At 58.0% G+C, this 24,185-nt stretch carries 36 protein-coding genes, 2 other RNA genes and 1 pseudogene; 36 read left to right on the forward strand and 3 right to left on the reverse strand.

Annotated elements, in window-relative coordinates; genetic code table 11:
• Positions 1–106: 106 nt before the first annotated feature.
• The 3 genes and pseudogenes from yiaY to ACTG2J_RS06900 form a co-directional block, all read right to left on the reverse strand.
• A pseudogene (yiaY, locus tag ACTG2J_RS06890) lies at positions 107–1,174 on the reverse strand (L-threonine dehydrogenase); the annotation flags it as partial.
• Positions 1,175–1,445: 271 nt separating this feature from the next.
• A complete protein-coding gene (locus tag ACTG2J_RS06895) occupies positions 1,446–1,622 on the reverse strand; it encodes a S24 family peptidase (protein WP_439997316.1) in 177 nt (58 codons plus the stop codon).
• A 222-nt stretch (positions 1,623–1,844) separates the two neighbouring features.
• A complete protein-coding gene (locus ACTG2J_RS06900) occupies positions 1,845–2,639 on the reverse strand; it encodes a helix-turn-helix domain-containing protein (RefSeq protein WP_224967848.1) in 795 nt (264 codons plus the stop codon).
• Between the two features lie 81 nt (positions 2,640–2,720).
• On the opposite strand from ACTG2J_RS06900, the gene ACTG2J_RS06905 reads away from it, so the two are divergent.
• The 36 genes from ACTG2J_RS06905 to ACTG2J_RS07080 all read left to right on the forward strand — a co-directional run bounded on the left by ACTG2J_RS06905 (position 2,721) and on the right by ACTG2J_RS07080 (position 24,078).
• Entirely contained in the window at positions 2,721–2,939 is a 219-nt protein-coding gene (locus tag ACTG2J_RS06905) for a hypothetical protein (RefSeq protein ID WP_224967846.1), read from the forward strand.
• Positions 2,932–5,031 carry a DNA-binding protein gene (locus ACTG2J_RS06910; RefSeq protein ID WP_439997317.1) on the forward strand — a complete coding sequence of 700 codons (2,100 nt, stop codon included), beginning with the start codon at positions 2,932–2,934 and terminating at the stop codon, positions 5,029–5,031. Before ACTG2J_RS06905 ends, ACTG2J_RS06910 begins: the two co-directional genes overlap by 8 nt.
• Positions 5,032–5,192: 161 nt before the next feature.
• Entirely contained in the window at positions 5,193–5,915 is a 723-nt protein-coding gene (locus ACTG2J_RS06915) for an AAA family ATPase (RefSeq protein WP_058059563.1), read from the forward strand.
• Positions 5,916–5,959: 44 nt separating this feature from the next.
• Complete coding sequence (locus tag ACTG2J_RS06920; RefSeq protein WP_216992729.1) at positions 5,960–6,565, forward strand: hypothetical protein; 606 nt, start codon at positions 5,960–5,962, stop codon at positions 6,563–6,565.
• Positions 6,549–7,100, forward strand: coding sequence for a transcriptional regulator (locus ACTG2J_RS06925; protein WP_244775090.1), 552 nt, complete (start codon positions 6,549–6,551; stop codon positions 7,098–7,100). Before ACTG2J_RS06920 ends, ACTG2J_RS06925 begins: the two co-directional genes overlap by 17 nt.
• 64 nt (positions 7,101–7,164) lie before the next feature.
• Positions 7,165–7,407, forward strand: coding sequence for a hypothetical protein (locus ACTG2J_RS06930; protein ID WP_244775092.1), 243 nt, complete (start codon positions 7,165–7,167; stop codon positions 7,405–7,407).
• Positions 7,408–7,418: 11 nt separating this feature from the next.
• Positions 7,419–7,598, forward strand: coding sequence for a hypothetical protein (locus ACTG2J_RS06935; protein WP_111900137.1), 180 nt, complete (start codon positions 7,419–7,421; stop codon positions 7,596–7,598).
• Positions 7,599–7,608: 10 nt separating this feature from the next.
• Complete coding sequence (locus tag ACTG2J_RS06940) at positions 7,609–8,229, forward strand: DUF3164 family protein (protein ID WP_227096302.1); 621 nt, start codon at positions 7,609–7,611, stop codon at positions 8,227–8,229.
• A 14-nt stretch (positions 8,230–8,243) separates the two neighbouring features.
• Entirely contained in the window at positions 8,244–8,438 is a 195-nt protein-coding gene (locus ACTG2J_RS06945; RefSeq protein ID WP_182932662.1) for a hypothetical protein, read from the forward strand.
• Between the two features lie 7 nt (positions 8,439–8,445).
• Positions 8,446–8,515: hammerhead ribozyme type II (locus ACTG2J_RS06950), an RNA gene on the forward strand.
• A gap of 8 nt (positions 8,516–8,523) precedes the next feature.
• Positions 8,524–9,204: a DUF2786 domain-containing protein gene (locus ACTG2J_RS06955; RefSeq protein ID WP_439997318.1), complete on the forward strand. Its 681-nt coding sequence runs from the start codon at positions 8,524–8,526 to the stop codon at positions 9,202–9,204.
• Positions 9,201–9,413: a hypothetical protein gene (locus tag ACTG2J_RS06960; protein WP_439970774.1), complete on the forward strand. Its 213-nt coding sequence runs from the start codon at positions 9,201–9,203 to the stop codon at positions 9,411–9,413. Before ACTG2J_RS06955 ends, ACTG2J_RS06960 begins: the two co-directional genes overlap by 4 nt.
• Positions 9,414–9,485: 72 nt before the next feature.
• A complete protein-coding gene (locus ACTG2J_RS06965) occupies positions 9,486–9,680 on the forward strand; it encodes a hypothetical protein (protein WP_127007483.1) in 195 nt (64 codons plus the stop codon).
• 1 nt (position 9,681) lies between these two features.
• Positions 9,682–9,756: hammerhead ribozyme type II (locus ACTG2J_RS06970), an RNA gene on the forward strand.
• Positions 9,757–9,796: 40 nt separating this feature from the next.
• Positions 9,797–10,033 carry a hypothetical protein gene (locus tag ACTG2J_RS06975; protein ID WP_224967834.1) on the forward strand — a complete coding sequence of 79 codons (237 nt, stop codon included), beginning with the start codon at positions 9,797–9,799 and terminating at the stop codon, positions 10,031–10,033.
• On the forward strand, positions 10,020–10,190 hold the full coding sequence (locus ACTG2J_RS06980; protein ID WP_179085073.1) for a hypothetical protein: 171 nt from the start codon (positions 10,020–10,022) through the stop codon (positions 10,188–10,190). Before ACTG2J_RS06975 ends, ACTG2J_RS06980 begins: the two co-directional genes overlap by 14 nt.
• Positions 10,187–10,813 carry a gp16 family protein gene (locus tag ACTG2J_RS06985; protein ID WP_439997319.1) on the forward strand — a complete coding sequence of 209 codons (627 nt, stop codon included), beginning with the start codon at positions 10,187–10,189 and terminating at the stop codon, positions 10,811–10,813. The genes ACTG2J_RS06980 and ACTG2J_RS06985 overlap by 4 nt, the downstream gene beginning before the upstream one ends.
• Positions 10,803–11,240 (forward strand): Mor transcription activator family protein, encoded by a 438-nt coding sequence (locus ACTG2J_RS06990; protein ID WP_058059553.1) that lies wholly within the window; start codon positions 10,803–10,805, stop codon positions 11,238–11,240. The genes ACTG2J_RS06985 and ACTG2J_RS06990 overlap by 11 nt, the downstream gene beginning before the upstream one ends.
• Positions 11,241–11,936: 696 nt before the next feature.
• Positions 11,937–12,512, forward strand: coding sequence for a glycoside hydrolase family 108 protein (locus ACTG2J_RS06995; protein ID WP_244775099.1), 576 nt, complete (start codon positions 11,937–11,939; stop codon positions 12,510–12,512).
• A complete protein-coding gene (locus ACTG2J_RS07000; protein ID WP_244775100.1) occupies positions 12,509–12,811 on the forward strand; it encodes a hypothetical protein in 303 nt (100 codons plus the stop codon). The genes ACTG2J_RS06995 and ACTG2J_RS07000 overlap by 4 nt, the downstream gene beginning before the upstream one ends.
• Complete coding sequence (locus ACTG2J_RS07005; protein ID WP_058059549.1) at positions 12,804–13,025, forward strand: hypothetical protein; 222 nt, start codon at positions 12,804–12,806, stop codon at positions 13,023–13,025. The genes ACTG2J_RS07000 and ACTG2J_RS07005 overlap by 8 nt, the downstream gene beginning before the upstream one ends.
• Positions 13,026–13,035: 10 nt before the next feature.
• Complete coding sequence (locus ACTG2J_RS07010; protein ID WP_076495051.1) at positions 13,036–13,263, forward strand: TraR/DksA C4-type zinc finger protein; 228 nt, start codon at positions 13,036–13,038, stop codon at positions 13,261–13,263.
• Positions 13,244–13,546 carry a DUF2730 family protein gene (locus tag ACTG2J_RS07015; RefSeq protein WP_081042918.1) on the forward strand — a complete coding sequence of 101 codons (303 nt, stop codon included), beginning with the start codon at positions 13,244–13,246 and terminating at the stop codon, positions 13,544–13,546. The genes ACTG2J_RS07010 and ACTG2J_RS07015 overlap by 20 nt, the downstream gene beginning before the upstream one ends.
• A complete protein-coding gene (locus ACTG2J_RS07020) occupies positions 13,543–13,839 on the forward strand; it encodes a VpaChn25_0724 family phage protein (RefSeq protein ID WP_058059547.1) in 297 nt (98 codons plus the stop codon). The genes ACTG2J_RS07015 and ACTG2J_RS07020 overlap by 4 nt, the downstream gene beginning before the upstream one ends.
• A 2-nt stretch (positions 13,840–13,841) precedes the next feature.
• Positions 13,842–14,414, forward strand: coding sequence for a DUF3486 family protein (locus ACTG2J_RS07025; RefSeq protein WP_213392719.1), 573 nt, complete (start codon positions 13,842–13,844; stop codon positions 14,412–14,414).
• The gene (locus ACTG2J_RS07030; protein WP_213392718.1) at positions 14,414–15,832 is read left to right on the forward strand and encodes a phage terminase large subunit family protein; all 1,419 of its coding nucleotides are present in this window, start codon (positions 14,414–14,416) and stop codon (positions 15,830–15,832) included. The genes ACTG2J_RS07025 and ACTG2J_RS07030 overlap by 1 nt, the downstream gene beginning before the upstream one ends.
• A complete protein-coding gene (locus ACTG2J_RS07035; protein ID WP_439997320.1) occupies positions 15,832–17,409 on the forward strand; it encodes a DUF935 domain-containing protein in 1,578 nt (525 codons plus the stop codon). The genes ACTG2J_RS07030 and ACTG2J_RS07035 overlap by 1 nt, the downstream gene beginning before the upstream one ends.
• A complete protein-coding gene (locus ACTG2J_RS07040) occupies positions 17,409–18,884 on the forward strand; it encodes a phage head morphogenesis protein (protein WP_439997321.1) in 1,476 nt (491 codons plus the stop codon). The genes ACTG2J_RS07035 and ACTG2J_RS07040 overlap by 1 nt, the downstream gene beginning before the upstream one ends.
• On the forward strand, positions 18,881–19,087 hold the full coding sequence (locus tag ACTG2J_RS07045; RefSeq protein ID WP_439997322.1) for a hypothetical protein: 207 nt from the start codon (positions 18,881–18,883) through the stop codon (positions 19,085–19,087). Before ACTG2J_RS07040 ends, ACTG2J_RS07045 begins: the two co-directional genes overlap by 4 nt.
• The gene (locus ACTG2J_RS07050) at positions 19,087–19,533 is read left to right on the forward strand and encodes a phage virion morphogenesis protein (protein ID WP_215269992.1); all 447 of its coding nucleotides are present in this window, start codon (positions 19,087–19,089) and stop codon (positions 19,531–19,533) included. The genes ACTG2J_RS07045 and ACTG2J_RS07050 overlap by 1 nt, the downstream gene beginning before the upstream one ends.
• A gap of 223 nt (positions 19,534–19,756) precedes the next feature.
• A complete protein-coding gene (locus tag ACTG2J_RS07055) occupies positions 19,757–20,905 on the forward strand; it encodes a phage protease (protein WP_439997323.1) in 1,149 nt (382 codons plus the stop codon).
• A gap of 44 nt (positions 20,906–20,949) precedes the next feature.
• The gene (locus tag ACTG2J_RS07060; protein ID WP_439997324.1) at positions 20,950–21,858 is read left to right on the forward strand and encodes a Mu-like prophage major head subunit gpT family protein; all 909 of its coding nucleotides are present in this window, start codon (positions 20,950–20,952) and stop codon (positions 21,856–21,858) included.
• Between the two features lie 253 nt (positions 21,859–22,111).
• On the forward strand, positions 22,112–22,471 hold the full coding sequence (locus ACTG2J_RS07065; protein ID WP_439997325.1) for a Rho termination factor N-terminal domain-containing protein: 360 nt from the start codon (positions 22,112–22,114) through the stop codon (positions 22,469–22,471).
• A gap of 1 nt (position 22,472) precedes the next feature.
• A complete protein-coding gene (locus ACTG2J_RS07070) occupies positions 22,473–22,886 on the forward strand; it encodes a gp436 family protein (RefSeq protein WP_016350132.1) in 414 nt (137 codons plus the stop codon).
• Complete coding sequence (locus ACTG2J_RS07075) at positions 22,883–23,329, forward strand: phage tail terminator protein (RefSeq protein WP_439997326.1); 447 nt, start codon at positions 22,883–22,885, stop codon at positions 23,327–23,329. Before ACTG2J_RS07070 ends, ACTG2J_RS07075 begins: the two co-directional genes overlap by 4 nt.
• Positions 23,329–24,078, forward strand: a complete 750-nt coding sequence (locus ACTG2J_RS07080; RefSeq protein ID WP_429157885.1) for a hypothetical protein — start codon at positions 23,329–23,331, stop codon at positions 24,076–24,078. Before ACTG2J_RS07075 ends, ACTG2J_RS07080 begins: the two co-directional genes overlap by 1 nt.
• Positions 24,079–24,185: the final 107 nt, after the last annotated feature.

Below are 24,185 nucleotides of genomic sequence, written 5' to 3' on the forward strand. Positions count from 1 at the left end.
TGGCTCGGCAAATCATACCGACTCCCTCCACGGAAGTAAAAAGCCATTGATCCATCAGCCAATAAAAAGGGCCGCACTGCGACCCTTTCTGGCAATCCGGTGGCCTTTACATCGCCGCGCGGAAGATGGCAACGATCTCTTCGTGGCTCGCCTGTTTCGGGTTGGTTAAGCCGCAGGCATCTTTCAGGGCGTTGCTGGCCAGGGTATCGAAGTCATCGGCCTTGACGCCGAGATGCTCCAGACCGGCCGGGATCTTCACATCCAGCGCCAGCTGCTTGATGGCGGCAATGGCAGCGGCGGCGCCCTGCTCGTCGTTCATGGCGCTCACATCCACCCCCATGTAGCGGGCGACATCCTTCAGACGAGCCGCGCTCACCTGGGCGTTGAACGCCTGAACGTGGGGCAGCAGCACGGCGTTGCAGACACCGTGGGGCAGGTCGTAGAAACCGCCCAGCTGGTGGGCCATGGCGTGCACATAGCCGAGGCTTGCGTTGTTGAAGGCCATGCCGGCCAGGAACTGGGCGTAGGCCATCTGCTCGCGGGCATGCAGGTCATCGCCATGGTGAACGGCGGTGCGCAGGTGCTTGGCAATCAGCTCGATGGCCATCACGGCGCTGGCATCGGTTACCGGGGTGGCGATGGTGGAGACATAGGCTTCGATGGCGTGGGTCAGGGCATCCATACCGGTGGCGGCGGTGAGACCGGCCGGCTTGGCCAGCATCAGCTCGGGATCGTTGACCGACATCAGCGGGGTAACGTGCTTGTCGATGATGGCCATTTTCACGTGGCGCGCTTCGTCGGTGATGATGCAGAAGCGGGTCATCTCGGAGGCGGTACCGGCGGTGGTGTTGATGGCGATAAGCGGCAACTGCGGCTTGGCGGAGCGATCCACCCCTTCGTAATCCTTGATGCTGCCACCGTTGGCGGCGACCAGCGCAATGCCCTTGGCGCAGTCGTGGGGCGAGCCGCCACCCAGCGAGATGACACAATCGCAGCCGTTGGCCTTGATCATGGCCAGACCCGCTTCGACGTTGCTGGTAGTGGGGTTGGGTTTGGTCTTATCGAAAACAGCGCTTTCAATACCATGTTCAGCCAGCAGGGTGGTGAGCTTGGCGACCACGCCGATCTGGTTGAGAATTTTGTCGGTGACGATCAGCGCCTTGCGATAGCCGTAATGTAACCGACCACAGAGAATGAAAAAACCGGGAGCAGCCGAAAGTAAGTGGGAATTCGTGGGACAAACTCAAGGCTGACAAGGCTTAGAAGGCGATCCGAAGGTGGCAGGCGGGCGCGGCGCCAAAATGAAAGACGGCGCATGAATATGGTGTTTAATGCGCCGGAAATGATAAACGAGATTTACCCTTGAACTGGTGGTTTAACCGGGTGTTTAAATGCAGCGGCCAAATAGCTTGGCGAGGCCACATCACAATTTCAGATAGTCGCAGTTAAAAAAAATCATGCCCGAGCCAAACCACCTTGCCAATGATGCTCAACGAGTCCAGCTCGTTCGGCATAACCTCCAGGGTATCGTATCCGGTTTTATTGTCGCTGATGATGTTCACCCCGCCATCAACGCGCTTCTGCAGCCGCTTGGCATAGAGTTCATCCCCCAGACGAAGCACGACCAGGCCGCTTGGTGGCGGTTGATAATAGGTTGGCAGGAAGATGTTTGAAACTGATCCGATTCCAGTAGCGATAATCGGATCAGTTGATCCGATTTGTGTAGGTTGATCCGATTCAATTTAAATATAACAAAAACATGATGTTACGTTGGTTTTGTTTGTATTGGTCAAGGTGATGAATCGGATCTGATTACCATTCAAAATTGCCAGTAGATCCGATTGTTATCGTTTTGATTTTTGTGCAGCAACAGCCCTATACAGCTTATCTAGGTCGCTATCGCTGACCTCAGTAATTGAGTCAACCTGAAATCGTTTTTGAATGTATGAGTCTAACCATTCTGGGGAACAGTTGATCTTGATATAGGCATACTTGCGCTTTCTCCATTCGTAGTTGTCTACCTTCGGCGCATTTTTTTGAGAGGTGAGTCGGCCGATCCATTGCCGCAGGTATTTTTCTGCTTTCTCATAAGAGGTTATAGGTATCAAGCGGTAACGTGTCACAGAGCAATGGCTGTTCAGTGCAGCCCAAACACTTCTGTGAGAACGGGGTTGTTTCCTATGTTTTTCCTCAAGTTCTACGATCGTTTTAACAAGGGCCGTTAGTTTTGATGCCTGTTCCTCGGTAATGTGCTCAATGCCCGGTTTGACCTCCGCAGTGATCTTTGTTGTGTGGCTTTGAGTGTTGATGGTGTCGCCAAATTTAACATTGGCTCCAGCTTGTACGAATTGAACAATGTTTGCTGAGCTGCCTTGAGTCACTTGGATTCCAGGATTGGTAGCTCTTGCTGCTTCAGCTGCATTTTGTGATCTGACACCAGTTAAAACGTACTGAACATCAACTCCGAGACATGCAGCTTTCGCAAGAAACTCAGCACTTAACCCCCTTTGCCCCATTTCATAAAGTCGAAGTCCCTCTCTTGAAAGCTCAAGTTGTCTCGCAAAGTCAGCTTGTGAGTACCCAGTCCTAGCCCTTTCTTCAATCAGTCGTGTCGCTATATCAGCGCGATCAATATTCATGCAATCACCTGTTGACATGCCAACAAATGCAGGCATACACTTTTATCTAATTCGTTTAAATGGGAAAGCGAGTATATCCAAATGGAAGACAAACTCACACCTGGCAACAGTTTGCTTACCACTGTCAGAGCACGCCTGATTGCCAAAGGCACAAGTCTGCATCGTTGGTGCAGTGAAAATGAAGTGCTTTATCCGAACGCTAGACAGGCATTGATTGGGTCTTGGAATGGCCCGAAGGGTGTTGCTTTGCGTGAGAAAATTGCTAAGGCCGCAGGAATAGGCGAGGTAAGTGATGAGTGATCGTACTTGGTTTTCCGCGCAGGAATTGGCCGGTCTGCCCGGTTTACCTGCTACTGATCGCAACGTTCTGATTAGGTCAAGAAAGGATGGTTGGCAGAGCCGAAAACGTGAGACAGGTAAAGGCAGCGAGTTTCACATCAGTTCACTGCCAGCAGAAACCCGCCGCTATCTGGCTGAGCAGGCTGTGGCTGAGCAAGGGCAGGCAGTGACCGATCACAGTGCTGGCGGCAAGGCGATGGCCAAGCTACTGGAGCGGGAGAGACCGGTCAAGCCTGATGCTGGCCGCAAGCTGCTGACCCTGAGCGAAGCCCCCCGCAAAAAAGTAGACGCCAGACTGCTTATCTTGCAGGCCGCCGATATCTTTCTGGCGCCCTATCACGCCTGCCAGCAAGGGGAGGTTGGTCGCCGGATCTTTATCGAGGCATACCGTACCCGCAGCCTGCAGTTGCCAGCCAGCGTCTATGAGCGGCAAAAACCGTTCAGCCTGATAACGCTGCGCCGTTGGCAAAGCTCGCTGGCTAATGAAGGCCCAGCTGCACTGGCTGGCAATTATCAGCGTGAACGGCCATCAACCGTTGAGCAAAGCCCTGAGCTGGCCCAGTTCCTCACCGCATTGGTGACGGCCAAGCCACACCTGGCCAACAAGTGGGGCGCTCTGCATGAGCTTGCCACCGAGTACAACGAGATGAACAAGCTGGGATGGCATATCCCCAGCCAGTCATCCCTGCGCCGCTGGATGGTCAAGTGGTTGGCTGAAAACAAAGTGGCCTTTACCTATGCCACTAACCCGGATGCTTACAACAACAAATACCGCACAGCCATCGAGGAAATGTATCCCTGGATGGGTCAGCCGAACGATGTGTGGGAGTTCGACAGCACTCCCGTCGATGCCATGTTGGTGGATGGCCGTCACAGCATTATCGCGGTGATCGACGTGTTTACTCGCCGCGTTCGTCTGCTGGTGGCCAAGAGCTCCTCCAGTGAGGGGATCTGCCTGTTGCTGCGCAAGACCTTGTTGGCCTGGGGCACCCTCAACGACAACGGCGTGATGCGTACCGATAACGGCTCTGACTACGTGAGTCAGCGGGTGATGTCGATCTGCACCCTGCTGGATATCAATGTCAGCCGCTCCAATGCCTATTCGGGTTGGGAAAAGCCCTTCATCGAGCGATTTTTCCGCACCCTGAGCCACGGCCTTATCGAGTTGCTGCCCTCCTATATTGGCCACTGCGTGGCTGATCGGCAGGTGATTGAAGCCCGCAAGAGCTTTGCCCAGCGGTTGGAAGAGAAGCGCAAACCGGATGCGGAAAAAGAGATTTTTGAGTTGGCGATGACAGCGCAAGAGCTGCAGACCCTGCTCGATAACTGGCTGGATGCCCGCTACCACAACAAAAAGCACAGCTCACTGGGGATGACCCCAAACGAGAAGTACCAGAGCGCCCGTTATCAGCGCCGCGCCATTACCGATGAGTCTGCGTTGGATTTGCTGCTCAACCATATCGGTGAGGCGACCGTCTCCAAGGGCTTTATCAAGGCCGGTGGCCTGAAATACAGCGCCCCGGAGCTGTTGGAGCACACCTGGAAGAGCCAGCGGGTCAGCGTGTTTCTCGATCCGAACGATGTGGGCCGCGCCACTTTGTACCGCACCGGAGACTGGGGAGAGCGAGTGGAGGCCATCAATACCGAGCTGCTCGGCAATGGCATCAGCCCAGACGCATTCCGTGCCGCCAAGCGTGAGGATGCCAAAGTGCTGGCCCGCTTCCGCCGCGAGATGCGCAACGTGGCCAAGACGTTTGGTATCGACCAGTTGCACCAGGATGTGGTCACTCACTTTGTTGAGCAGGCCAAGGATGTGGCCCAGTTCAAACGCTCGGATCTGAACCTCGACAACCCGGCGCTTGCCGCCCTGACAGGCGTTGCGGCATCCAGTGAGCCGGTCGGGTTCAGTGCCACGGAGCTGGCCGCCATCGAAGCAAGACGCGAGGAGAAAGCCAAGCGAGTAGAAGCCACGGCAGGGCAGGAGTCTCGGGCGCTGAAAACAGAATACGAGCAGGCCATCCATTTGGCGAAAAAGAATTGGATTCACCGCTGACCGAGCGGGAGAAGGAGTGGCTGACCAGGTACCTCTACAGCCACAAGCTGATGGCAAAACGGATAAATCGCCATCTGGATGAAGTTAGGGCCACACGTCAGAACCAGGCAAATGGATAACGTGCAGCCCTGTTTAAACCATAGATAAAGGACATAAACACTATGAAACACAAGATCGTTGAAGTCAAAAACATGATCAAGACCGAGCAGCTGCTCGACAACCTGCTCAACCGCTCCAGCATCGTGCCGGGCATTGGCTTGATCCATGGGCCCTCCGGCTTTGGCAAGACCACCGCCGTGGAGTGGCTGTTCAACCAGGACGAAGTAAACGGCATCTATGTCCGCTGCTACAAGGCCGACACGGTGACCAGCCTGCTGGAGCAGATCGCCAAAGAGATTGGCATTCCCCAGCGCCATAACCTGCGGGCCCAGGTCGATAGCATTGTCGAAGCCGTGCGGGCCGAAGAGCTGGCCATCTTCGTGGACGAGGCCGATTACGTGGTCGGCAATGCCCGCATCATGGAGACCCTGCGCGATATCTACGATGCCACCGAACAACCGCTGATCCTGGTCGGGATGGAAGAGATTGCCCGCCGCATTAGCCAGCGCAAGCAGCTGTTTAACCGTATCTCCCAGTGGATCGAATTCAAACCGGCTGATCTCGATGATGTGTCCCTGATTGCCAGCGAAATGCTGGAGGTGGATGTGGAAATTGATGATGCCTTGCTGGATCTCATCCGCAAACGTTCCAACGGGGTGGTTCGTACCATCGTCTCAGCCCTCGACAAAATCGAGAAGATGGCCATGGCCTCTGACGCTCGCATCATCCGCCTGGAGGATGTAGACGCCAGCGAACTGCTGCATGACGTGCGCCGCAGCCGGTAGCTGCCAGATATACCCAATAACAACAAAGCACGGGAGGGATACCAGTGGTTGATATGAGTGGTAAATCCAAGACGGAAGAGGCTTGGTTGTGGATGTGTAAGCAGGACTCTTTCGATCTTCGTGAGTTGTTGGCCGCGACGGAAATAAAGCAGGCGAATGTTTACGCCTTAATGCGTCGCTGGCTGGCTAGTGGGCATATTCATTGTGTCGTTGAGGGGAAATTACGTCAAAGGGAGGTCTTTGGCTGCAATCGTTATCAAGTTTTGGATCTGAGTAATTCACCGAAATTTGGAACCAACCAAAGCCCTGTTAAATCTCGCGTGAAGCGGAAAAGTCGGCGTAAAACCACTCAGCAGAAGATGTGGAACACCATGAAGATTAGCCGCGCATTTACGTTGAATGAGCTGGCTATGACATCAAATTCAACCAGCAACCATGCCGCGATATATACCAAGGCACTGACTAAAGCGGGTTATGTGAAAGTGCTGGCGAAGGCAATGCCCCACCTTGGGGAGGTTGCCAAATACCGGTTGCTAAGAGATACCGGCCGCCACGCCCCAATTGTTCGCAGGAATGGCTGTTGGGATCAGAACCAGCAACGGCTTTATCCGTTCCTGGTTGAGGAGGGTGAACATGGAAACGTGGCTTGAGGTGTTAAAGGCAGAGGTCGCCGCCACTTCACTGGCGGTGGTGGCTGAAAAGCTCGGCTTGTCGCGCACCCTTATCAGCCAGGTGTGTAACGAGAAATACCCAGGCGATTTGGCGCGGGTGCAGATGCTGGTTGAGGGCAACCTGATGGGTCAAAAGGTGATTTGCCCCATTCTTGGCGCGATCCCTGTTCATCAGTGCCTTGCCCATCAGCGCCGTGGCCCCAGTGACGTGGGCAGCAGCCCGATGGATATCAAGCTCTGGAAGGCTTGCCGCTCAGGTTGCCCCCATAGCCAGCTGACGGAGGAGCAGCAACTGCGCCGCCCGATGCGGTTATCGGTGGAGCAGGGCAAAGGGTCACAGAAAACGGCTCGCTATGACGCCGAGGCGACCCTCTCCAGGTTACGCCGTCAGGCCAAGAGCGATGGCGACAATGCCAGTTCGTCGCTGCGCATCCTGAGTGAGCTGCTGGCGGACGAGCTGAAAATCATGGGTATCAAATACAACCGACTGCTCGACAAGCAAGAAGGCAAATAACGGTTGGCGGGGGTTGGGCTCGGAATAAGCAGTGGGCCCGGTGATGAATCACAAGGAGAACGGGATGAAAAAGAATCTGCGCAGCAATTTGCACAAAACTGCCGAACAGCTCAGCCACTGGTTGACGGCCAGAGGATGTGAAGTCCGCACCAGCCAGGTGCGCCACACCCCGCTGCTGGCCGTCACTGGCCCTTTGCCACAAGCGATGAAGGCCCGCGCCGTATTAAGCCGCGAATGCTTGGCTGGCGTGGTTCGGGAGGTCGCCCTGGTGCGCTTTGGCGGCTGCCTGCTGCACTGGCGCCAATAAGGAGAATGGAGATGGCCAAGATAGAGCTCGATATCGAAGACGAAGCACTGGCCAAGGTCGTGCTGCGTCAATTACCCAAGTTCCTCGAATTTTGCCGTGCGACTCACCTGGAAGAGCAGGTACTCGGCCCAGTGAAACAGCAGGCTGCCGCTGTGTGCTATCAGATGCCCGGCAGCAACAAGATCCATTAAGGAGAACCCTATGCAAGAAGCACAAACCAGCAGTACCACCCCGATGCGCCAGAACGCCCAAGGGCACTGGGTACCGGAAAACCTGATCGCTCCGGCTGACAAGCTGCGCGATGAAGTGGTGATGGGCATCATTGCGGCTGCCCGCGAGCAGCGTTCGCAGCTGGCCGCCTTCAAGATTGGCGCCATGCAGCAGATCAACGACTTTGTTGACCTGTCATCCGAGCAGTACGGCGTGGCGTGGGGCGGCGCCAAGGGCAACGTGACCCTGCTCAGTTTCGACGGCCGTTACAAGCTGATCCGGGCCGTGGGGGAGCACCGCAAATTTGATGAACGGATCCAGGCTGCCAAGGTGCTGATTGACCAGTGCATCGCCCGCTGGAGCGATGGCGCCAGTCCTAAACTGCGGGCCCTGGTTGACCACGCTTTTCGGGTTTCCAAAGCCGGTCATATCGACGTTAACCAGGTGCTCTCCCTGCGTCAGCTCAACATCGAAGACGCCGACTGGGAGCAGGCCATGCAGGCGATCGCCGATGCCATTCAGGTGACCGGTACCAGCCAATATCTGCGGCTCTATGAGCGTGACGCCCAGGGGCGTTACATCCAGATGAGCCTGGATCTGGCCAAGTTGTAAGGGAGGGAGACGCGATGGAAATCAACGTGGATATGGCCGAGGAGCAACTGCAGCTCTGTGAGCAGATCACTGAAACCGAGGGCACCTGCTACCCCGACGACACCTATGAGGATGGCATCAAGGCCGCCCTGCTCTGGGCGCTGGGGCTGGGGCCTGCCCCCCTCAATGTCGAGGAGTATCAAGGGGCGAAGCCACTGCAGTTCGAGTAATGGCCCGATGCGAAACGGGGCGGCATTGCCGCCCTGTCTGCCCGATGTGGTGATCGGGTACTGATGAGCAGCTAGGGATAAGCAGATGAAAAGTCGAATTTTAGAGAAGATCAAGAAGCTGCTGGCCTTGGCGGCCAGTGGCAACCAGCACGAAGCGGCCAATGCCATGGCCAAGGTGCAAGCGCTGATGGCGGCGAATGGTCTCACCGAAACCGATATCGAACTGAGCAGCATCGGGCAACAGTGGGCCAAGTGTGCGAACCAAAGCAGAACACAACCCCAATGGAGCCACATGCTGATCTCCCTGGTTGGGGATGCCTTCGGGGTTGAGGTGATGTACCAGCGCGAGATTTTCGGTGCTGTCCGGGTGTCGTTCATTGGCCCGGCAGAACGTGCCGAGATCGCAGGTTATGTCTATGAAGTGCTGGCCCGCCAGCTGGGCAAGGCCCGCCGTGAGTACCTGGCCGGTTTGAACAAGCGGATGAAGACAACCACCAAGACCACCAGAGCGGATCTGTTTTGTGAAGGGTGGTGCCGGGCAGTGTGGGCCAAGGTGCAGCAGCTCGTTCCTAGCGAGAAAGAATCCGCCCTGGTCAAGCAGTTCATGGAGCAGCACCACCCCAAGCTCAAACAGGCAGCGGCGCGTGAGGCTGGCGGTAATCGCCGGGATCACAACTCCATGTTTGATGGATACCGCGCTGGGCAGGATGTGGAGCTCAATGCCGGGGTGGCCGGTCAGGAGCAAGGAAAGTTGGGGGTGTTATGAAACGCATTAACGATCTGGTGTTTACCAGCATCCAGGATACGAAATCAACGCTGGAATGCACGCTCATCCATGACCCTAAGCAAGCGCTTGAAGATGCGGAGGCGGTACTGAAGGCCATGGCGGCATTCGGATATAACCAACCGAGCCGCCGCAAGATGCTGAAAAGCATCATCAATAAGGCCAATAAAGCGCAGCAGGAGGTGAAATGAGCAAGGTATGGATGGCCGCTAACTTGCTGGCCTTGGTGATTGGTATCGCGCTGCTGGCTGGATGAAGGGGGAATGATGAAAAACACAAAGGCTTTTGTCACTGAAGTAGAGGCCGAATTACTGGCAAAAAAACATCTGGAAGCATTCGTGGCCGAATGCAGATGCCAGAACAAACAGGACATATTACGTGCAATTGAAAAAATGGTTGGGGTGGGGATGCACGCCCATGACGTGGTTGAAAATGGTTATTGCGTAACCGTGCAATAACAAGCGAAACCATCCCGAGCGACTGCTCGGGATGGTCTGCCCGGCGTGGTGGCCGGGCACTGATGAGCAGCCGACCTGGGCCCAGGTCTTCACCGCCTCGATAAAGGAGCACGGCGATGACTAAAACAGAGATGGATATTCGGCTTACCAAGATATTCAGCACCGCAGCCATTGCACTGGCGGCCGCTGAAAAACGGGCTGTGTGCAAACAGCTCAAACAGTTTATTAGAGAGGCCCGCGCCCAGGGGTTATTTGCCCTGGCGGGGGAAGCAAGCCAGATGCGCTGGCAACTGGTGGCTGAACTGCAGCAAGCCAGAGCGGTGGCGCTGGAGGCCAGCCATGGCCATGTCTAACTGGCAACGACTGCTGGCCTACGTGATGAAGTTTGGCAACCTGAGCCAGCAGCAGGCAGAGCAGTGGCTCGATAGCCATTGCCCTGAATGGCGCAGTGGGCCTGACGTGATGGCGGCCGGACAAATCTGGATGAAAAAGACGGGGAGGGGGAATTGAACACCTTAGCTAACAATCAGCCAAATGCTGCGCAGAGTGGTGATCGTACCCGCCTGATCCGTCTGGTTCAGGTTGGCAGGCGCACCCTGGGGCTCGATGAGGAGACCTATCGGGCGTTGCTGGAGCAGCAGAGCGGCAAGCGTTCGGCTGCCGAGTTGACGATCCCGGAGCTGGACAAGGTGCTGCTGGCCATGAAGGGGGCAGGGTTTAAACCGACGGTTAAACGCCCTGTTAAAGGGGCTGTTAAAGCGGGAGAGCACAAGCGTTTAAGCCCGGCCCGTGGGGCCCATGCCAAAACCGCCGAGATAAACGTGATCCGGGCAGTATGGATCACCATGCACCGCCATGGCCTGCTGCGCGATGGCAGTGAGACGGCCTTGAATCACTATGTTGAGCGGCAAACGGTACGGCTTAACAACGGCATCGGCGTGGCAGAGGTGGCCTGGCTCACAGATGGGTTGGCGTACCAGGTGCTTGAGTCGCTGAAGAACTGGCACAAGCGGGAGCTGGTTGCCCGCCTTGTCGCGGCCGAGAAAACCGTCCCCACCAATGAGAAGTCCGGGCGAGTGGCCGGTTATCAGGCCGTTGTGGCGGCGTTTGAGGAGATGAATAATGGACGCTAACGCTGAAAATCTCGACCTGTTCGCCGATGATCATGAGTCGCTGGGGCAGCTTGTCGATCGCCTGGATCAGATCCCGACCACCGAACTGACGGCCAAATGGCCCAAAGCCTTGGCCGAGTTGGTCGATGTGCTGGCCTGCGAGTTGGTCAGAGGGGGAATGGAGCCGGAGCTGGCCAAGGCTCAGGCCCGCAAGTTGGCGCTGGTACAGGCCCATTACATGGGGGGGCGTGCCTACTACATCCCCACCGGGGATCATCTCAAGGCCGCGTTACGTGACCGGGCTATCTGGGACGAGTTCAATGGGCGGAATATCGATGTGCTGGCCCGTAAGCATGGCCTCTCAGTGCCACAGACCTATGCGGTGGTGGCCGAACAGCGCGAACTGACCCGCCGCCGCCATCAACCTGACCTGTTTGGCTATCAATAGAGATGCGATTCACATTAAAGAGAAACCCCGCTGCGGCGGGGTTTCTCTTTTGGCTCTGATGTTTTAGCCTGAATTTCCAACAAGGAGGTGCGTGTGACAAGGTGTATGTGGTTGGTCGCTGGGGTGCTGTGGGCAGGCGCGTCGGTTGGTGCCGTAAAGTATAAATGCGATGGGGAATGGGTGGACTATTGGCCATGTGACAAAGAGCAGGTCGATCATAGCAACGCCATTCAAGCCATGAAGGATGAATACTCAGCTAGAGCGTCTGAACCCGAGCCGGTTATGGATGCCCCAGTCAGCACATCATCCCCCGTGTCTGGTTGTGGCAGTGAGGATGTAAAGTGCTTTGCTGACAAGGCCAGGTCTGATGCTCTGATTCCTTGCAAACATAGTATTGAAAGCAGGGCTCGGTACGATTACGAATGGACGGACAGCCTGTTTGGCAAACCGCTTTTTGAATTTGACTACATGTGGGGGATTCCGCCTAACGTTGTCGTGTACTACGGCTCGGCGTTGAAGGCCCAAAATGGATTTGGTGCCTGGAAAGAAATGTACTATCAATGTTGGTACAACGTGAGAACCTCACAGATTGAAAGGGTGGTTTTAAGATAGCTGCATTCATGTAACCCACCATAAACCCATGCCATAGAGGCCCCTCGGTACGCTGCTGATAACGCAGTTCACCGAGGGGCCTTTATGTTATCACTCGCACTTAAATGGCTGCTTCGTCCCGATGTGGAAGGGGGCGAAGTCAACCATCCCGCCGACCGTGGTGGTCATACCAAGTACGGCGTTGCCGATGCCGCCGATGGCAAGAAGGACGGCATGGCCGACCTCGATCGGGATGGGGTACCCGATATCGCTATCGGTGATCTGACTCCGGCCCATACCGAGCCCTTTTTCCGCCAGAACTACTGGATGCCCGCCCGCTGTGACCTGATTGCGAGCTTAAGCCCGGCACTCTCTATCGCCGTGTTTGATGCAGCGGTGCATCACGGGCCGAAACGCGCCATCCAACAGCTGCAGCAGGTCTTGGGGGTGATGGCAGATGGTCGCCTTGGCCCGGTGTCGATTGGCAGACTCAAGCAGCAACTGGGGGCCAAGGGCGAGGGCCAGTTGTTGCTGGCGCTGATGATGCAGCGGGCCAGCTTCATGCACGGCATTGTGCGCAAAGACCCGAGCCAGTGGGCCAATGCCGATGGCTGGATCAACCGGCTGCTGCGTCTGCAGAGCTACCTCCTTTCCGACGTGGTTGGCGAGGTGGTGGCATGAGCGTGCTGTCCATCAAGCAACAGAAGGCGGCGGCCGCGATCCAGGCTGCGGGCTACTTTGGCATTCCTGAGCTCAAGAACCCCCGCTATCTCGCTTGCTTCAAGGATGGGCGCAAAGCCCATCTCAAGGCCGCTTTGGCCAATCAGATCGCTGACCCGAAGGCGATCCCGCTCTATAGCCACCACCAGACCCGTCAATCCCTGTTCGAGAAAGGGTGGCGTTCGGTGACCGAACTGGATCGCCTGCGGGCCCGTGCCCGTCATTCCCAACCTCAACAAAAGGAAGTCCATCATGCCTGATTCCCTGTTACCTCAAGCGAAGTCTGCCTTCAAAAGCCGCACCGTGATCGGTGGTGTGATTGCCGTGGGGGCCGGTATTGCGGGCCTGTTCGGTGTGCCGGTCGATGCGGGTACCCAAGCCAGCTTGGCATCCACCCTGGTGGATCTGGCCAGTGCGGTGGGTGGCCTGCTCGCCATCTGGGGCCGCATCAAGGCGACTCATACCGTCAAGTAAGAGAGGTCATGTGACAAACCTCATAGACCGCGCCCAGCAGGCCGATGCCGATCGGACTGGGCGCATTATCGAAGCCCACCAGAACAGGGCAAGGCCACACGGCGATGGTATCTGCTGCGATTGTGACGAAGCCATCCCGCCCTCCCGCCTTGCAGCCGAGCCTGGTGCCGAGCGCTGTATCGAGTGCCAGACCCTGTATGAGCGCAAGGAGGCGACCCGTGTGGGAATTCATCGTTAAGAACTGGGGCCCGCTCTATGCGTTGGCCAGCCTGGTGGGTCTGGTGGTCATCATCTTGCTCTCCAAAACCTACGCCAAGCGCGAAGACCTCACTGCCCTGGTGCAGAGAGTCCAGCGGGTGGAGCAGGTACTGGCTGACCTGCCGAGCGAGCGTGAGCTGCACAAGCTGCAGTTGGAGATCAGCGAGTTGCGGGGGGAGTTGCGGGAGGTGAAGCCGGAGCTGCGCCAAGCCCGTCGCCTTGCCGATCTGCTGTTGGAAAATGAACTCAAGGAGAAGGCATGAGTATTCAAGCGATATTGGACGCCCAGCAGCGGCTGGTGATCCTGCGCTCCCTGCTGGATATCGGTGGTGCCGCCAACGAGTCAATCCTCAATGACTGCCTCGACCAGCTGGGAACCGGCCGGGTGACGCGGGATCGGGTGAAGACCCTGCTGGCCTGGCTGGAAGAGCAGGGGCTGGTGCGCATCGAGCGACTGGCCACGGTGCAGGTGGCTCACTTGACCGGTCGGGGCCAGGACGCGGCAGAGGGCCGGGCAACGGTGCCCGGCGTCAAGAAGCCCCGAGCGGAGGATTAAGCATGGCCGAGAAACCGACCCGAGGCCGCGCCAGCAAGGTGTGGCTGCTGCCTGAGTCTATCCGCAACGCGCTCAACGAGATGCTGCGGGATAAGGGCAACAGTCAGGCCGCCATCCTGGATGAGATCAACGGCCTGATCGAGGAGGCGGGGCTGCCCGATGATCTCAAGCTCTCCCGCTCCGGGTTAAGCCGTCATGCCAGCCAGGTTGAACAGGTCGGCCAGCACCTGCGGGATTTGCGCGAAACCACGGCCGCCTTGACCTCCCAGCTTGGCGACAAGCCGATGGGGGAGACCACCAAGCTCATTCTGGAGCTGGGCCGCTCCCAGCTGTTCAAGGCGATGCTGGCTCAGGTGCAGAACCCGGAGGAGGCGGTGGATATCGACATGCTGAAGAACGCCATGCTGGCGGCTCAGCGGCTCGAATCGACCGCCATGCAGAGTCACAAGCGGGAGACGGAACTACGGCAGTTGTTCATGGAAGAACAAAAGAAAAAATTGGATGCCATGCCCATCAATGCTGGTGTGACAGAAGCAACTAAACAGGCCATTCGTGAAGCCCTGGGGATTGTGTAATGGGCCAATTCAAGGGAAATGCCAAAATCATCCCAGCCAATCCGGATGCGATCTTTCTGCCTTATCAGGGCAGGTGGATACAGGACAATAGTCGTCTGAAGCTCATGGAAAAGGGACGTCAGATAGGGTTGTCATGGTCAACTGGCTATGCCGCAGCCGAACGAACTGCTGCGGTGGGGGCAAGACATGATCAATGGGTTAGTAGTCGTGATGACCTTCAGGCTCGGCTGTTCATCGAAGACTGCAAGATGTGGGCGGGCATCATGGGGCTGGCGGCCAAGGATCTTGGGGAAGTCGTTATCGACCCGAAGGAACGCATTTCAGCCTATGTGTTGCAATTTGCCAGTGGTAAACGGATTCATTCCATGAGCTCCAATCCGGATGCGCAGGCTGGTAAGCGTGGAGGCCGTATTCTGGATGAGTTTGCTCTTCATCCAGACCCACGCAAGTTATGGAGTATCGCATATCCCGGGATTACCTGGGGCGGCAGTATGGAGGTGATCAGTACCCACCGTGGCAGCCACAACTTTTTCAATCAGTTGATCCGAGAAGCCAGAGAAAACGGCAATCCAAAGGGGATCAGTCTGCATCGAGTCACACTTCAAGATGCTCTAGAGCAAGGGTTCCTTTTCAAATTGCAGCAGATGCTGCCTGCGGATGATGAACGTCAGGCTATGGACGAGGCTGGCTATTTTGATTTCGTCAGGGCCGGATGTGCAGATGAGGAGTCGTTCCAGCAGGAGTACATGTGCCAGCCAGCGGATGACGATGTGGCGTTCCTGGAATATGACCTAATAGCGTCTGCTGAATATGCGTCTGATGTGGACTGGCGGCAATGCGAGAACGGTCAGTTGTATGCCGGTGTTGATATTGGCCGCAAACACGACTTGACAGTGTTGTGGATCGTCGAGCGGCTGGGGGATGTGCTTTATACCAGGCATGTCGAACGGTTACAGAACATGCGTAAGTCTGATCAAGAGAAGATTATCTGGCCATGGTTTCAACGTTGCCAACGGATCTGTATTGATGCTACCGGCCTAGGGATTGGTTGGGCTGATGATGCACAAGATAAATTCGGCGCCGGTAAAGTTGAAGCCGTCAACTTTACCTCCTCAGTCAAAGAGTCTTTGGCCTATCCCGTTAGGTCAGCAATGGAAGACCGTCGGCTCCGTATTCCATATGAACCGGCCACTCGTGCGGCTCTGCGACAAGTGACAAAACAGGTGACTTCATCGGGTAATGTGCGTTTTACCGCCGAACGGACAGCGGATGGCCATGCTGACGAGTTTTGGGCTCTGGGGTTGGCCGTACACGCGGCATCTTCTCCTGGCCCTAGCATTGAGTTCACCCCTTTACCAGGTAAACACGACAAGGGGCGTAACGATGACTATCACCGATATGAGCGAGGAGCCTGGTAATGGGCAGGATCATTGATATCCATGGCAAAGCCATGAGCCTGGAAAAAGAGCCGCAGACCGAGAACGATGCCAAGTTGGCCCAGCTGCGCCGTCACTACAGCGATCATCCGACCATCGGGCTGACCCCAGGCAAAGCGGCTGCGGCGCTGAAAGAGGCCGAGGAGGGGGGCCTCATCGCCCAGTGCGAGCTGGCCGAAGACATGGAGGAGAAGGATGCCCACCTGCAGAGCGAGCTCGGCAAACGCCGCCGTGCCCTGCTTGGGGTGAGCTGGACAATCGAACCACCCCGCAACGCCACCCCGGCCGAGAAGCGTGATGCCGAGCTTATCCGGGAGCTGCTGGAGGACTTCACCTGGTTGGATGATGCCATCTTTGACGCCACCGACGGGATCCTCAAGGGGTTCAGTGCCCAGGAGTTCAGCGGCTGGGAGATGGTCGAGGGGCTGCAAATCCCCAAGGGTATCATCTGGCGCGACCCTGCCTGGTTCCAGACCCACCCGGACGATCGCAATCAGCTGCGCTTGCGAGACGGCAGCCAGGAAGGGGTTGCCCTCAACCCGTTTGGCTGGCTGCTGCACAAGGCCAAGTCCAAATCGGGGTATCTGGCCCGCACCGGCCTTGTCCGCACCTTGGTCTGGCCGTTCCTGTTCAAGAACTACAGTGTGCGGGATCTTGCCGAGTTTCTGGAGATCTACGGCCTGCCGGTGCGGCTGGGGAAATACCCGGAAGGGGCGACCGAGAAAGAGAAGGCCACCCTGCTGCAGGCGGTGCTCTCCATCGGTCATAACGCCGGGGGCATTATCCCGCGCGGGATGGAGATTGAGTTCCAGAACGCCGCCAGTGGTCAGGCTGATCCCTTTGTGGTGATGATGGATTGGTGCGAGCGTTCCATGAGCAAGGCCATTCTGGGGGGCACCTTGACCTCACAGGCCGATGGTAAGAGCTCGACCAATGCCCTGGGCAATGTCCATAACGAGGTGCGCCAGGAGGTACGGGATGCCGACCTGCGCCAGTTGGCCGCCACCCTGACCCGCGATCTGGTTTATCCGCTCTATGCTCTGAACGGCAAGAGTTACCAAGGGCCGCGCCGCTGTCCCCGGTTGGAGTTTGATGTGACCGAGCCGGAGGATATGCGCGATTTGGCCTATCCACTGCGGGCCCTGGTGGGGATGGGAATGCAGATCCCGGCGCAGTGGGTGCGGGATAAGTTGCAGATCCCGGCCCCCAAGGAGGGGGAAGAGGTACTGATCATCGTGGACAAGCAGGCTGGGCAGGGAGAGGCCGCGCTTAAAGCAAAGGGACTGGTCGCGCTGGCTGCAAGCAAAGGTGAGGCCGACAAGGGGGATAACAACGATGCCCAGTTGGCCCGGCTGCAGGCCGAGGCGGCCCCTCTGCTGGCTGGGATGACCGATGCTGTCCAGGCGCTGGTGATGCAGGCCACTACCCTGGAAGAGATCCGGGATGGCTTGTTGGCGCTGGAACCAGAGCTCAGCCATGACGAGCTGGGGGCGCTGATGGCGCAAGCCATCGCCGCCAGCGAGCTGCTCGGTATGCTTGAGATGGAGGAGGGCCGCTGATGCCCGTTCGCTATGGTTCCTTGCCCTTTGCCGAGGCGATCGCCTTCTTTCGCCAGAAGCTCGATATGCCAAGCGAACGCTGGGCCGATGTGTGGCGCGATGCCCATAACCGCGCCTTTATGGTGGCGGGGGCCACCAAGACCGATCTGCTGGCTGACCTGCGCGGGGCGGTAGACAAGGCGATCAGTGAAGGGCAATCAATCGGGGCTTTTCAGAAGGCGTTCAAGGAGATTGTGGCCCGCCACGGTTGGGAGCATACCGGCCCGGCGTCGTGGCGCTCCCGCGTCATCTTCGAGACCAACCTGCGCCAGAGTTATAACGCCGGGCGTGAGGAACAGATCCAGCGTATCAAGCACAAACGCCCCTATGCGCTCTATCGTCATGGGGACTCCGAGCACCCCAGGGAGTTGCACCTCAAGTGGAACAACCTGGTGCTGCCGGTTGATCACCCCTGGTGGGAGACGCACAGCCCCAGCAATGGCTATGGCTGCAAGTGCAAGAAGTTCCTGCTCTCCGAGGCCGACCTCAAGCGGCGCGGCTTGGTGGTCGGCAAGGCCCCGGACGATGGCGAATATGAGTGGGTGGACAAGGCCACCGGGGAGTTGCACAAGATCCCCAGAGGTATCGACCCCGGCTTTGATTATCGGCCCCAGACTCCGGCCGACCTGACCAAGGTGGTGACCAAGCGCGAAGCGGCCAAGCCTGCGTTGGCCGAGCGCCTGCCAGAGCGGATAGTGGAGAGCGCCTTCTCCAGTGTCAAAGGTGTCACCGCCCAGGGGCTGAGTGATCTGCTGGCCGAGTTGCCAGCCCCCCAGCGCGAACCGTTGGCGGCGTTCCTCAAGGCACATCCGGTCAAAACGCTGTTTATCAAGCAGGCCGAGATGGGGAAGGGGGCGGCAGGGCTCAAGGTTGCCCCGGCTATCGCCGAATATCTGGGTCACGATGCCTACTCGATACGCTCGCTCTATTACCACCGAACTGCCGCGCGAACCAATGGCTTTACCAGCAAGAGTTGGGATCACCTGGTTATCAAGGTCAAGGCGGCTGATACTATAAAAACGGTCGATATGCAGGCGGTGCAAGCGGCGGCTGGAGAAGTGATCGCGTCTGCCAAGGAGAACCGAGGCCCCCGTGAGTGGTGGCCAAAGGGGAGCAGCGGTGAAGCGCTCCGCCGTCACTTTAGTGTGTCAGCCTGCGTGGGTGGTCGCTTGGGGGAGTCCGCCCAGCGGATCTCCACCTGGTTGCACGAGCTGGGCCACCAGGTTCATTTTTGGGCCGGTGAACCAGATGTGACCGGACTGGGATTGTTAACCCAATATGCCGGTACGAATGGCAAAGAAGCGGCCGCAGAGGCTTTTGCAGCCTGGATGCTGGCCAGAGAAACGATGGTGGCCCACTACCCCGAGTTGGCCAAAGCGGTGCAGGCCATGATCGAACAGGCTGCCAAGGCTGCCACCAAAGGAGAAAAACGATGACTGAGCCACTATTGCAGCAAGCTATTGATCTCTTCGATAAGGAGGGGCCGTTCACCCTGGCCGATGTTCATCAACTGGAGCAGTTGGAGGCCAAAGCCAACGAGGAAGAGCTTTCCCTGATTGGCGAGATGTGGGAGGCCGCAATGGCCAACGCGGATGAGGAGGCGTTGCATTATATGACCACCATTGAGGGGGATGCCTGATGGCCGGTAGCTTTATTGCCATCAGCCACCATGGGGTGGCCGATGCCCACGAACTGCTGGCCAAGCTCTACCAGCAAACCGGTGATCTCAGTGAGCCGCTGGCCGATATTGGCGAAGGGCTGCAGCTGTCGCACCGGGATCGCTGGGATGCCCAAGAGAGCCCGGAAGGGGAGCCCTGGGCCCCGCTCTCGGAGAAGTACCGTGCTCGCAAGCCGCGTCATGCCGATGAGGTGCTGCGTCTGAACGACGATCTGCGCGATACCCTCAACTATCAGGCCGAACCCCAGACCCTCTACTTTGGTACGCCCATGGAATATGGTGCCGCCCACCAGTTCGGCCGGGAGGAGACCCACCTGCCAGAGCGACCCTATCTGGGGCTGTCAGAAGAGGATAAACAGAGCGTGTTGGAGACGCTGGAGGGATATTTGGTCATCGAGGCTCCGTGAGCTTCTGGGCGCCTCTGGTGCCCCCTTGCGGCTACGATGGCATGTCTGCCCTCTCAATAGGTCAGGAAAATGGCGTTTAAACACCATTAAACAGTATCGCCGCCCCCCAGCTTACCCTCCGATCCATCCCGTGATGCAGTAACCCACCATAAACCCCACCCAATTCTCAGTTCGATGACACTGGCCGCAATGAGGTTTGCTGTGACCAGCCGGAGTGAGAGTGATGTCCCTATCTGCCGCCAGTTCCGCCATTGCCGTGGCCATCTTGAATGCAAGACCAACAGCCCTGGGGTTGGCCGTGCTCGATGCAGCCCTTGGCCCGAGCGAAGACGGTTGGTACCAGTTGCTACCGGTCGGCCCATTCAAGGCCCGCGATGGCCGCCCCTTTGATGTTCCTGGTGGTCACTGGCAGCTCGACAAGAGCATCGCCACCACCCTGATCAATCGAGCCAAAGCGCTCGGGCAAGACATCCTGATCGACTACGACCACCAGACCCTCCATATCGAAAAGACTGGCAAGGAGGCTCCGGCAGCCGGTTGGTTCAACGGTGACGAGATCGAATGGCGCGAGGGGCAGGGCCTCTTTATCAAACCGCGCTGGACGGATCGTGCCGCTGCCCTGGTGGCTGCCAAAGAGTACCGATTCCTTTCTGCCGTCTTTCCCTATGACGCCCAGGGCCGCCCGCTGGAACTGCGGATGGCCGCCATCACCAATGATCCCGGTGTGGTGGGTATGCAGGCTCTGGCGGCGCTCAGTGCGCTACCCGCTTCCCAACCTGGCCAGCTGGCCAACCCCTCCAAGGAGACATCCATGAATGAACTGCTGAAAAAGCTGTTGGCCAAGCTCGGCATCGAGCTGACCGGCGATCCCACTGATGAGCAACTGCAGAAGGCGCTCACCGAGCTCGATAGCCTGCAGGCCAGCGCCAAGAAAGCGCCGGAGCTGGAGGCGGCACTCACTGCCGAGAAGGCATCGCTGGCCGCGCTCAAAGCGCAGCCGGGTGGCCAAGTTGACCTGGCGCAATTCGTGCCGGTGGCGACCTATAACGCCCTGGTTGCCCAGGTAGCGAGTTTAAGCGCCAAGGTGGAAACCACGGATGCCACAACCCTGATCAAGGAAGCCCGTACCCAGGGCAAGGTGGTGGCCGCCGAAGAAGAGTATTTGACCGCCTATGCCGCCCAGAAAGGGGTAGCTGCCCTTAAGGCGTTGCTGGATCCCCGTCCGGCGATTGCCGCACTGTCCGCCAGCCAGACCACTCAGGTGACCCTGCCCGAGAAGAAGGGGGATGCGGTGCTCTCGGCGGATGACAAGTATGCCGCTGACCAGCTCGGTATCAGCTACGAGGAGTTTGCCAAGGCCAAGCAGGCTTAAGCGCAGACCCTACCACGCCATTTATCCAGAGAAGGAACACCCGTATGGCCATGATTACACCCGCGCTGTTGCAGTCCCTCTTCACCGGCTTCAAGAAGAACTTTGAAGACGCCAAGAGTGAAGCGCCTGCCCAGTACACCAAGATCGCCACCGTGATCAAATCGACCACCAAGTCCAACACCTATGGCTGGTTGGGCAAGTTCCCCAGTCTGCGCAAGTGGGTCGGTGATCGGGTGATCGAGTCGATGAAGGCGCACGGTTACCAGATCGTCAACGAAGACTTCGAGGCCACTGTGGCTGTCGATCGCAACGATATCGCAGATGACGAGCTGGGTATCTACGCGCCGATGTTTGCCGAGATGGGCCGTTCGGCGGGCATTCACCCCGATGAGCTCTGTTTCGGTCTGCTCGGTGCTGGCTTCACCACGCCTTGCTATGACAGCCAGTATTTCTTCGACACCGATCACCCGGTCTATCCCAAGGCCGATGGTACCGGTACCCCTGTGATGACTGCCAACGTGGTGGTGGATGCCGGTTACCAGGGGGAGCCCTGGTTCCTGCTCGATACCAGCCGCGCCCTCAAGCCGGTCATCTTCCAGGATCGTAAGTCACCGGAGTTGGTCGCTATGACCAAGATCGATGACGAGGCGGTATTTACCCGCAAGGAGTTCCGCTACGGGGTCGATTGCCGTGATGCCGCAGGCTTTGGCTTCTGGCAACTGGCCTTTGCCAACAAGCGGGCGTTGACCCCCGACAACCTGTGGGATTCCTTCTCCAGGATGCGGGAGTTTCAGGCTGATGGCGGCCGCAAGCTTGGGGTGAAGGCCACCATGTTGGTGGTACCGCCCTCTCTTGAGAAGCTGGCGACCCAGATGCTGGAGCGAGAGCTGTCGAGCAGCAGCAGCAACGAGCTGAAAGGCAAGTTGGAGCTGGTGGTGGCTGACTACCTCTAACCCTGCGTTATGCCTGTTTGCTGTTTGTTTAAAAGACGGGGGTTAAACAGCTGACAAGCACTGTTTAAACCGGGGGTTAAACAGCTGCCAGGCACTGTTTAACCCCCGGTTTAAACAGCCTCTCTATCAGATATGACGAGGAACACATGAGATGGAACAAGAGATGGAACTGGCTATTCGAGTGGGGATTACGTCAACAGTTCGTCAGGTCTATTTTCGCGCGGGCCTGCCGATTGTACCGGGCAAGTCTGAGATGGTTGTGTCGCCTGAGCAGTGCGCGACCCTGGAGAACGACCCGCGTCTGGTGGTCGTCCGGTTGGCTGAAGACACCAGCTTTCAGGCAGGTGATGCACCATCGGCGCCTGGGGATCTGGACGCAACACTGGGCGTCCTGACCGGTTCGGGCTATCTGGCAGGGGTTGCCACCTTGGCTGGCAAGGTCACGCCGCTGGCCGAGATGAAGGTCGATGAGCTGCGCGAGCTGGCGCTGCAGATGGGTATCCCGGAGGCGGCCAAGCTCAAGAAGGCCGAACTGGTGACAGCGATCGCCGCGACCGAAGTGCAATACCCGGTCAAGGATGAGCAGTCATCCGGCCAGAACGGAGAGCAGTGATATGTATGCCAGCGTCAATGACATGGTGATCCGCTTTGGCGAGGCTGAGTTGCTGCGCCTGGCCATGACACCGACCGGTGAGCTGGATCAGGCGGCCATCACCATCGCCCTGCAGGATGCAGGCGCCTTGATCGATGGCTATCTGGCGGGTCGCTATCCCTTGCCGCTGGCCCATATCCCGAGTGCCCTGGTACCTATCTGCGCCGATATCGCCCGTCACCGTCTCTATGGTGAACAAGCACCGGAGCAGATAGCCAAGCGCAACGAGGCTGCCCTGGCCTTTCTGAAATCGGTTGGCAAGGGGGAGCTGGCGCTGGGGTTGGCATCCGATGGCGCCACCCTGGAGAGCCAGAACCTGGCTCAACTGCAGTCGGATGGGCGGGTGTTCGGGCGGGATAAGGGGGGCTTTCTATGAGTCAACCCGCCAACCAGTCTGGCACCGAACTCGACTACCTGCAGGCGGGCGAGCGGCTGCGTGAGCTGCTGACCCCCCTGAAAACGAAAGGGCTCAAGGAGGTGTTTGTGGCCACCGATGTGGCGGCCATCGCCAATCTGGGCCAGCACAGCCCGGCGGTGCATGTGGTCTATCAGGGCGAACGTGAGAGCGAAGGCACTCAGTCAGGCCGAGCCAGCAGCTTTGATCAGCTCTGGTTGCTGGTGCTGGTGCATCGTGCTAGCCCCAAGGAGGTCAGTGCCGGGGTGTGGCTTGGCCGCATCCTGCAGGCCATCAGTGGGCGAGCATGTGGTGACAGTACCTTTCGCCGCGAAACCCCACCGGTCAAACCCAGTTACAGCGGCGGTGCGGCTTATTTGCCGCTTGCCTTTACTACCCGAGTGAAATTCAAAGGAGAGCGATGATGAGCGAAACACTGCACCTGGAAGGGGATCTCTTTATCGAGACCTTTACCAACGGGGTCTCGGCCGGGGTGATTGGCCCCATCGATGTGGATAGCCTGGAAGTGAAACCCGACAGCCAGAAGATCTCCATTCCCAGCAAGCGCAAGGGGCAATACGGTCAGGCGCGGGAGAACTACCACATTCCCAAGCCTGCCATGGTCACCATCAAGACCACCGAGATCCCGCCCGTGCTGCTGGCCGCTGCCTTTATGGGTCTGGAGAGCCCCATCAATCAGGGGGCCGGGACGATGACTGATCTGCAGGTCGTGCTGCCCGCTTGGCCGAAGTGGGCCCAGCTGGGCAAGAGCAATATTGCCTCGACTGGCCTGGCCATCAAGGAAGGGGTCACCGCGCTGGTGGTGGGTACCGATATCGAGGTCAACTATGCGCTCGGGCTGGTACGGGCGATTAAGGGGGGCTCGGTAGCGGATGGCGGTAGCCTGACGGTCAGCGGTACCTATAACGCGGTGACCGGTACCCGCATCGCGGGCAACATCCAGCCGGAGATCAAGGCGCGGCTGCTGCTCGATGGCCGCAGTATCGTCAGCGGCGAGGCCATCAAACTGACGGTGCCCCGTGCCAGCTTGTCCCCCAAGAAGGCGGTGGACTTTATGAGCGACAAGCCCATCGAGATCGAGCTGGAGGGGGAGTTGCTGGCCGTGGATGGCGAGACCGCCCCCTTCTATGTGGATCGACCGGTCACCGTTTAACCCCTGCTTGTTGTTCAACCGACGCAAAGGCCCCGATCTCTCGGGGCCTTTGCTTATGACTAATCCGCCATAAACCCGCCCCTCCCTGCCCATCCTGCACCATATGG

The organism is Aeromonas sp. 6P (assembly GCF_051919525.1).
Lineage (GTDB): Bacteria > Pseudomonadota > Gammaproteobacteria > Enterobacterales > Aeromonadaceae > Aeromonas > Aeromonas veronii.

Coding starts and splice junctions, on each gene's coding strand:
- ACTG2J_RS06910 (WP_439997317.1), top strand. CDS start 2,932: ATGAGTGATCGTACTTGGTTTTCCGCGCAGGAATTGGCCGGTCTGCCC.
- ACTG2J_RS06990 (WP_058059553.1), top strand. CDS start 10,803: ATGGACGCTAACGCTGAAAATCTCGACCTGTTCGCCGATGATCATGAG.
- ACTG2J_RS07055 (WP_439997323.1), top strand. CDS start 19,757: ATGTCCCTATCTGCCGCCAGTTCCGCCATTGCCGTGGCCATCTTGAAT.
- ACTG2J_RS06960 (WP_439970774.1), top strand. CDS start 9,201: ATGAAACGCATTAACGATCTGGTGTTTACCAGCATCCAGGATACGAAA.
- ACTG2J_RS07020 (WP_058059547.1), top strand. CDS start 13,543: ATGAGTATTCAAGCGATATTGGACGCCCAGCAGCGGCTGGTGATCCTG.
- ACTG2J_RS06965 (WP_127007483.1), top strand. CDS start 9,486: ATGATGAAAAACACAAAGGCTTTTGTCACTGAAGTAGAGGCCGAATTA.
- ACTG2J_RS06915 (WP_058059563.1), top strand. CDS start 5,193: ATGAAACACAAGATCGTTGAAGTCAAAAACATGATCAAGACCGAGCAG.
- ACTG2J_RS07025 (WP_213392719.1), top strand. CDS start 13,842: ATGGCCGAGAAACCGACCCGAGGCCGCGCCAGCAAGGTGTGGCTGCTG.
- ACTG2J_RS06980 (WP_179085073.1), top strand. CDS start 10,020: ATGGCCATGTCTAACTGGCAACGACTGCTGGCCTACGTGATGAAGTTT.
- ACTG2J_RS06935 (WP_111900137.1), top strand. CDS start 7,419: ATGGCCAAGATAGAGCTCGATATCGAAGACGAAGCACTGGCCAAGGTC.
- ACTG2J_RS07045 (WP_439997322.1), top strand. CDS start 18,881: ATGACTGAGCCACTATTGCAGCAAGCTATTGATCTCTTCGATAAGGAG.
- ACTG2J_RS07040 (WP_439997321.1), top strand. CDS start 17,409: ATGCCCGTTCGCTATGGTTCCTTGCCCTTTGCCGAGGCGATCGCCTTC.
- ACTG2J_RS07005 (WP_058059549.1), top strand. CDS start 12,804: ATGCCTGATTCCCTGTTACCTCAAGCGAAGTCTGCCTTCAAAAGCCGC.
- ACTG2J_RS06940 (WP_227096302.1), top strand. CDS start 7,609: ATGCAAGAAGCACAAACCAGCAGTACCACCCCGATGCGCCAGAACGCC.
- ACTG2J_RS06900 (WP_224967848.1), bottom strand. CDS start 2,639: ATGAATATTGATCGCGCTGATATAGCGACACGACTGATTGAAGAAAGG.
- ACTG2J_RS06905 (WP_224967846.1), top strand. CDS start 2,721: ATGGAAGACAAACTCACACCTGGCAACAGTTTGCTTACCACTGTCAGA.
- ACTG2J_RS06945 (WP_182932662.1), top strand. CDS start 8,244: ATGGAAATCAACGTGGATATGGCCGAGGAGCAACTGCAGCTCTGTGAG.
- ACTG2J_RS06995 (WP_244775099.1), top strand. CDS start 11,937: ATGTTATCACTCGCACTTAAATGGCTGCTTCGTCCCGATGTGGAAGGG.
- ACTG2J_RS06930 (WP_244775092.1), top strand. CDS start 7,165: ATGAAAAAGAATCTGCGCAGCAATTTGCACAAAACTGCCGAACAGCTC.
- ACTG2J_RS07050 (WP_215269992.1), top strand. CDS start 19,087: ATGGCCGGTAGCTTTATTGCCATCAGCCACCATGGGGTGGCCGATGCC.
- ACTG2J_RS07075 (WP_439997326.1), top strand. CDS start 22,883: ATGAGTCAACCCGCCAACCAGTCTGGCACCGAACTCGACTACCTGCAG.
- ACTG2J_RS07035 (WP_439997320.1), top strand. CDS start 15,832: ATGGGCAGGATCATTGATATCCATGGCAAAGCCATGAGCCTGGAAAAA.
- ACTG2J_RS06975 (WP_224967834.1), top strand. CDS start 9,797: ATGACTAAAACAGAGATGGATATTCGGCTTACCAAGATATTCAGCACC.
- ACTG2J_RS07030 (WP_213392718.1), top strand. CDS start 14,414: ATGGGCCAATTCAAGGGAAATGCCAAAATCATCCCAGCCAATCCGGAT.
- ACTG2J_RS07000 (WP_244775100.1), top strand. CDS start 12,509: ATGAGCGTGCTGTCCATCAAGCAACAGAAGGCGGCGGCCGCGATCCAG.
- ACTG2J_RS07060 (WP_439997324.1), top strand. CDS start 20,950: ATGGCCATGATTACACCCGCGCTGTTGCAGTCCCTCTTCACCGGCTTC.
- ACTG2J_RS06925 (WP_244775090.1), top strand. CDS start 6,549: ATGGAAACGTGGCTTGAGGTGTTAAAGGCAGAGGTCGCCGCCACTTCA.
- ACTG2J_RS06955 (WP_439997318.1), top strand. CDS start 8,524: ATGAAAAGTCGAATTTTAGAGAAGATCAAGAAGCTGCTGGCCTTGGCG.
- ACTG2J_RS07070 (WP_016350132.1), top strand. CDS start 22,473: ATGTATGCCAGCGTCAATGACATGGTGATCCGCTTTGGCGAGGCTGAG.
- ACTG2J_RS07080 (WP_429157885.1), top strand. CDS start 23,329: ATGAGCGAAACACTGCACCTGGAAGGGGATCTCTTTATCGAGACCTTT.
- ACTG2J_RS07065 (WP_439997325.1), top strand. CDS start 22,112: ATGGTTGTGTCGCCTGAGCAGTGCGCGACCCTGGAGAACGACCCGCGT.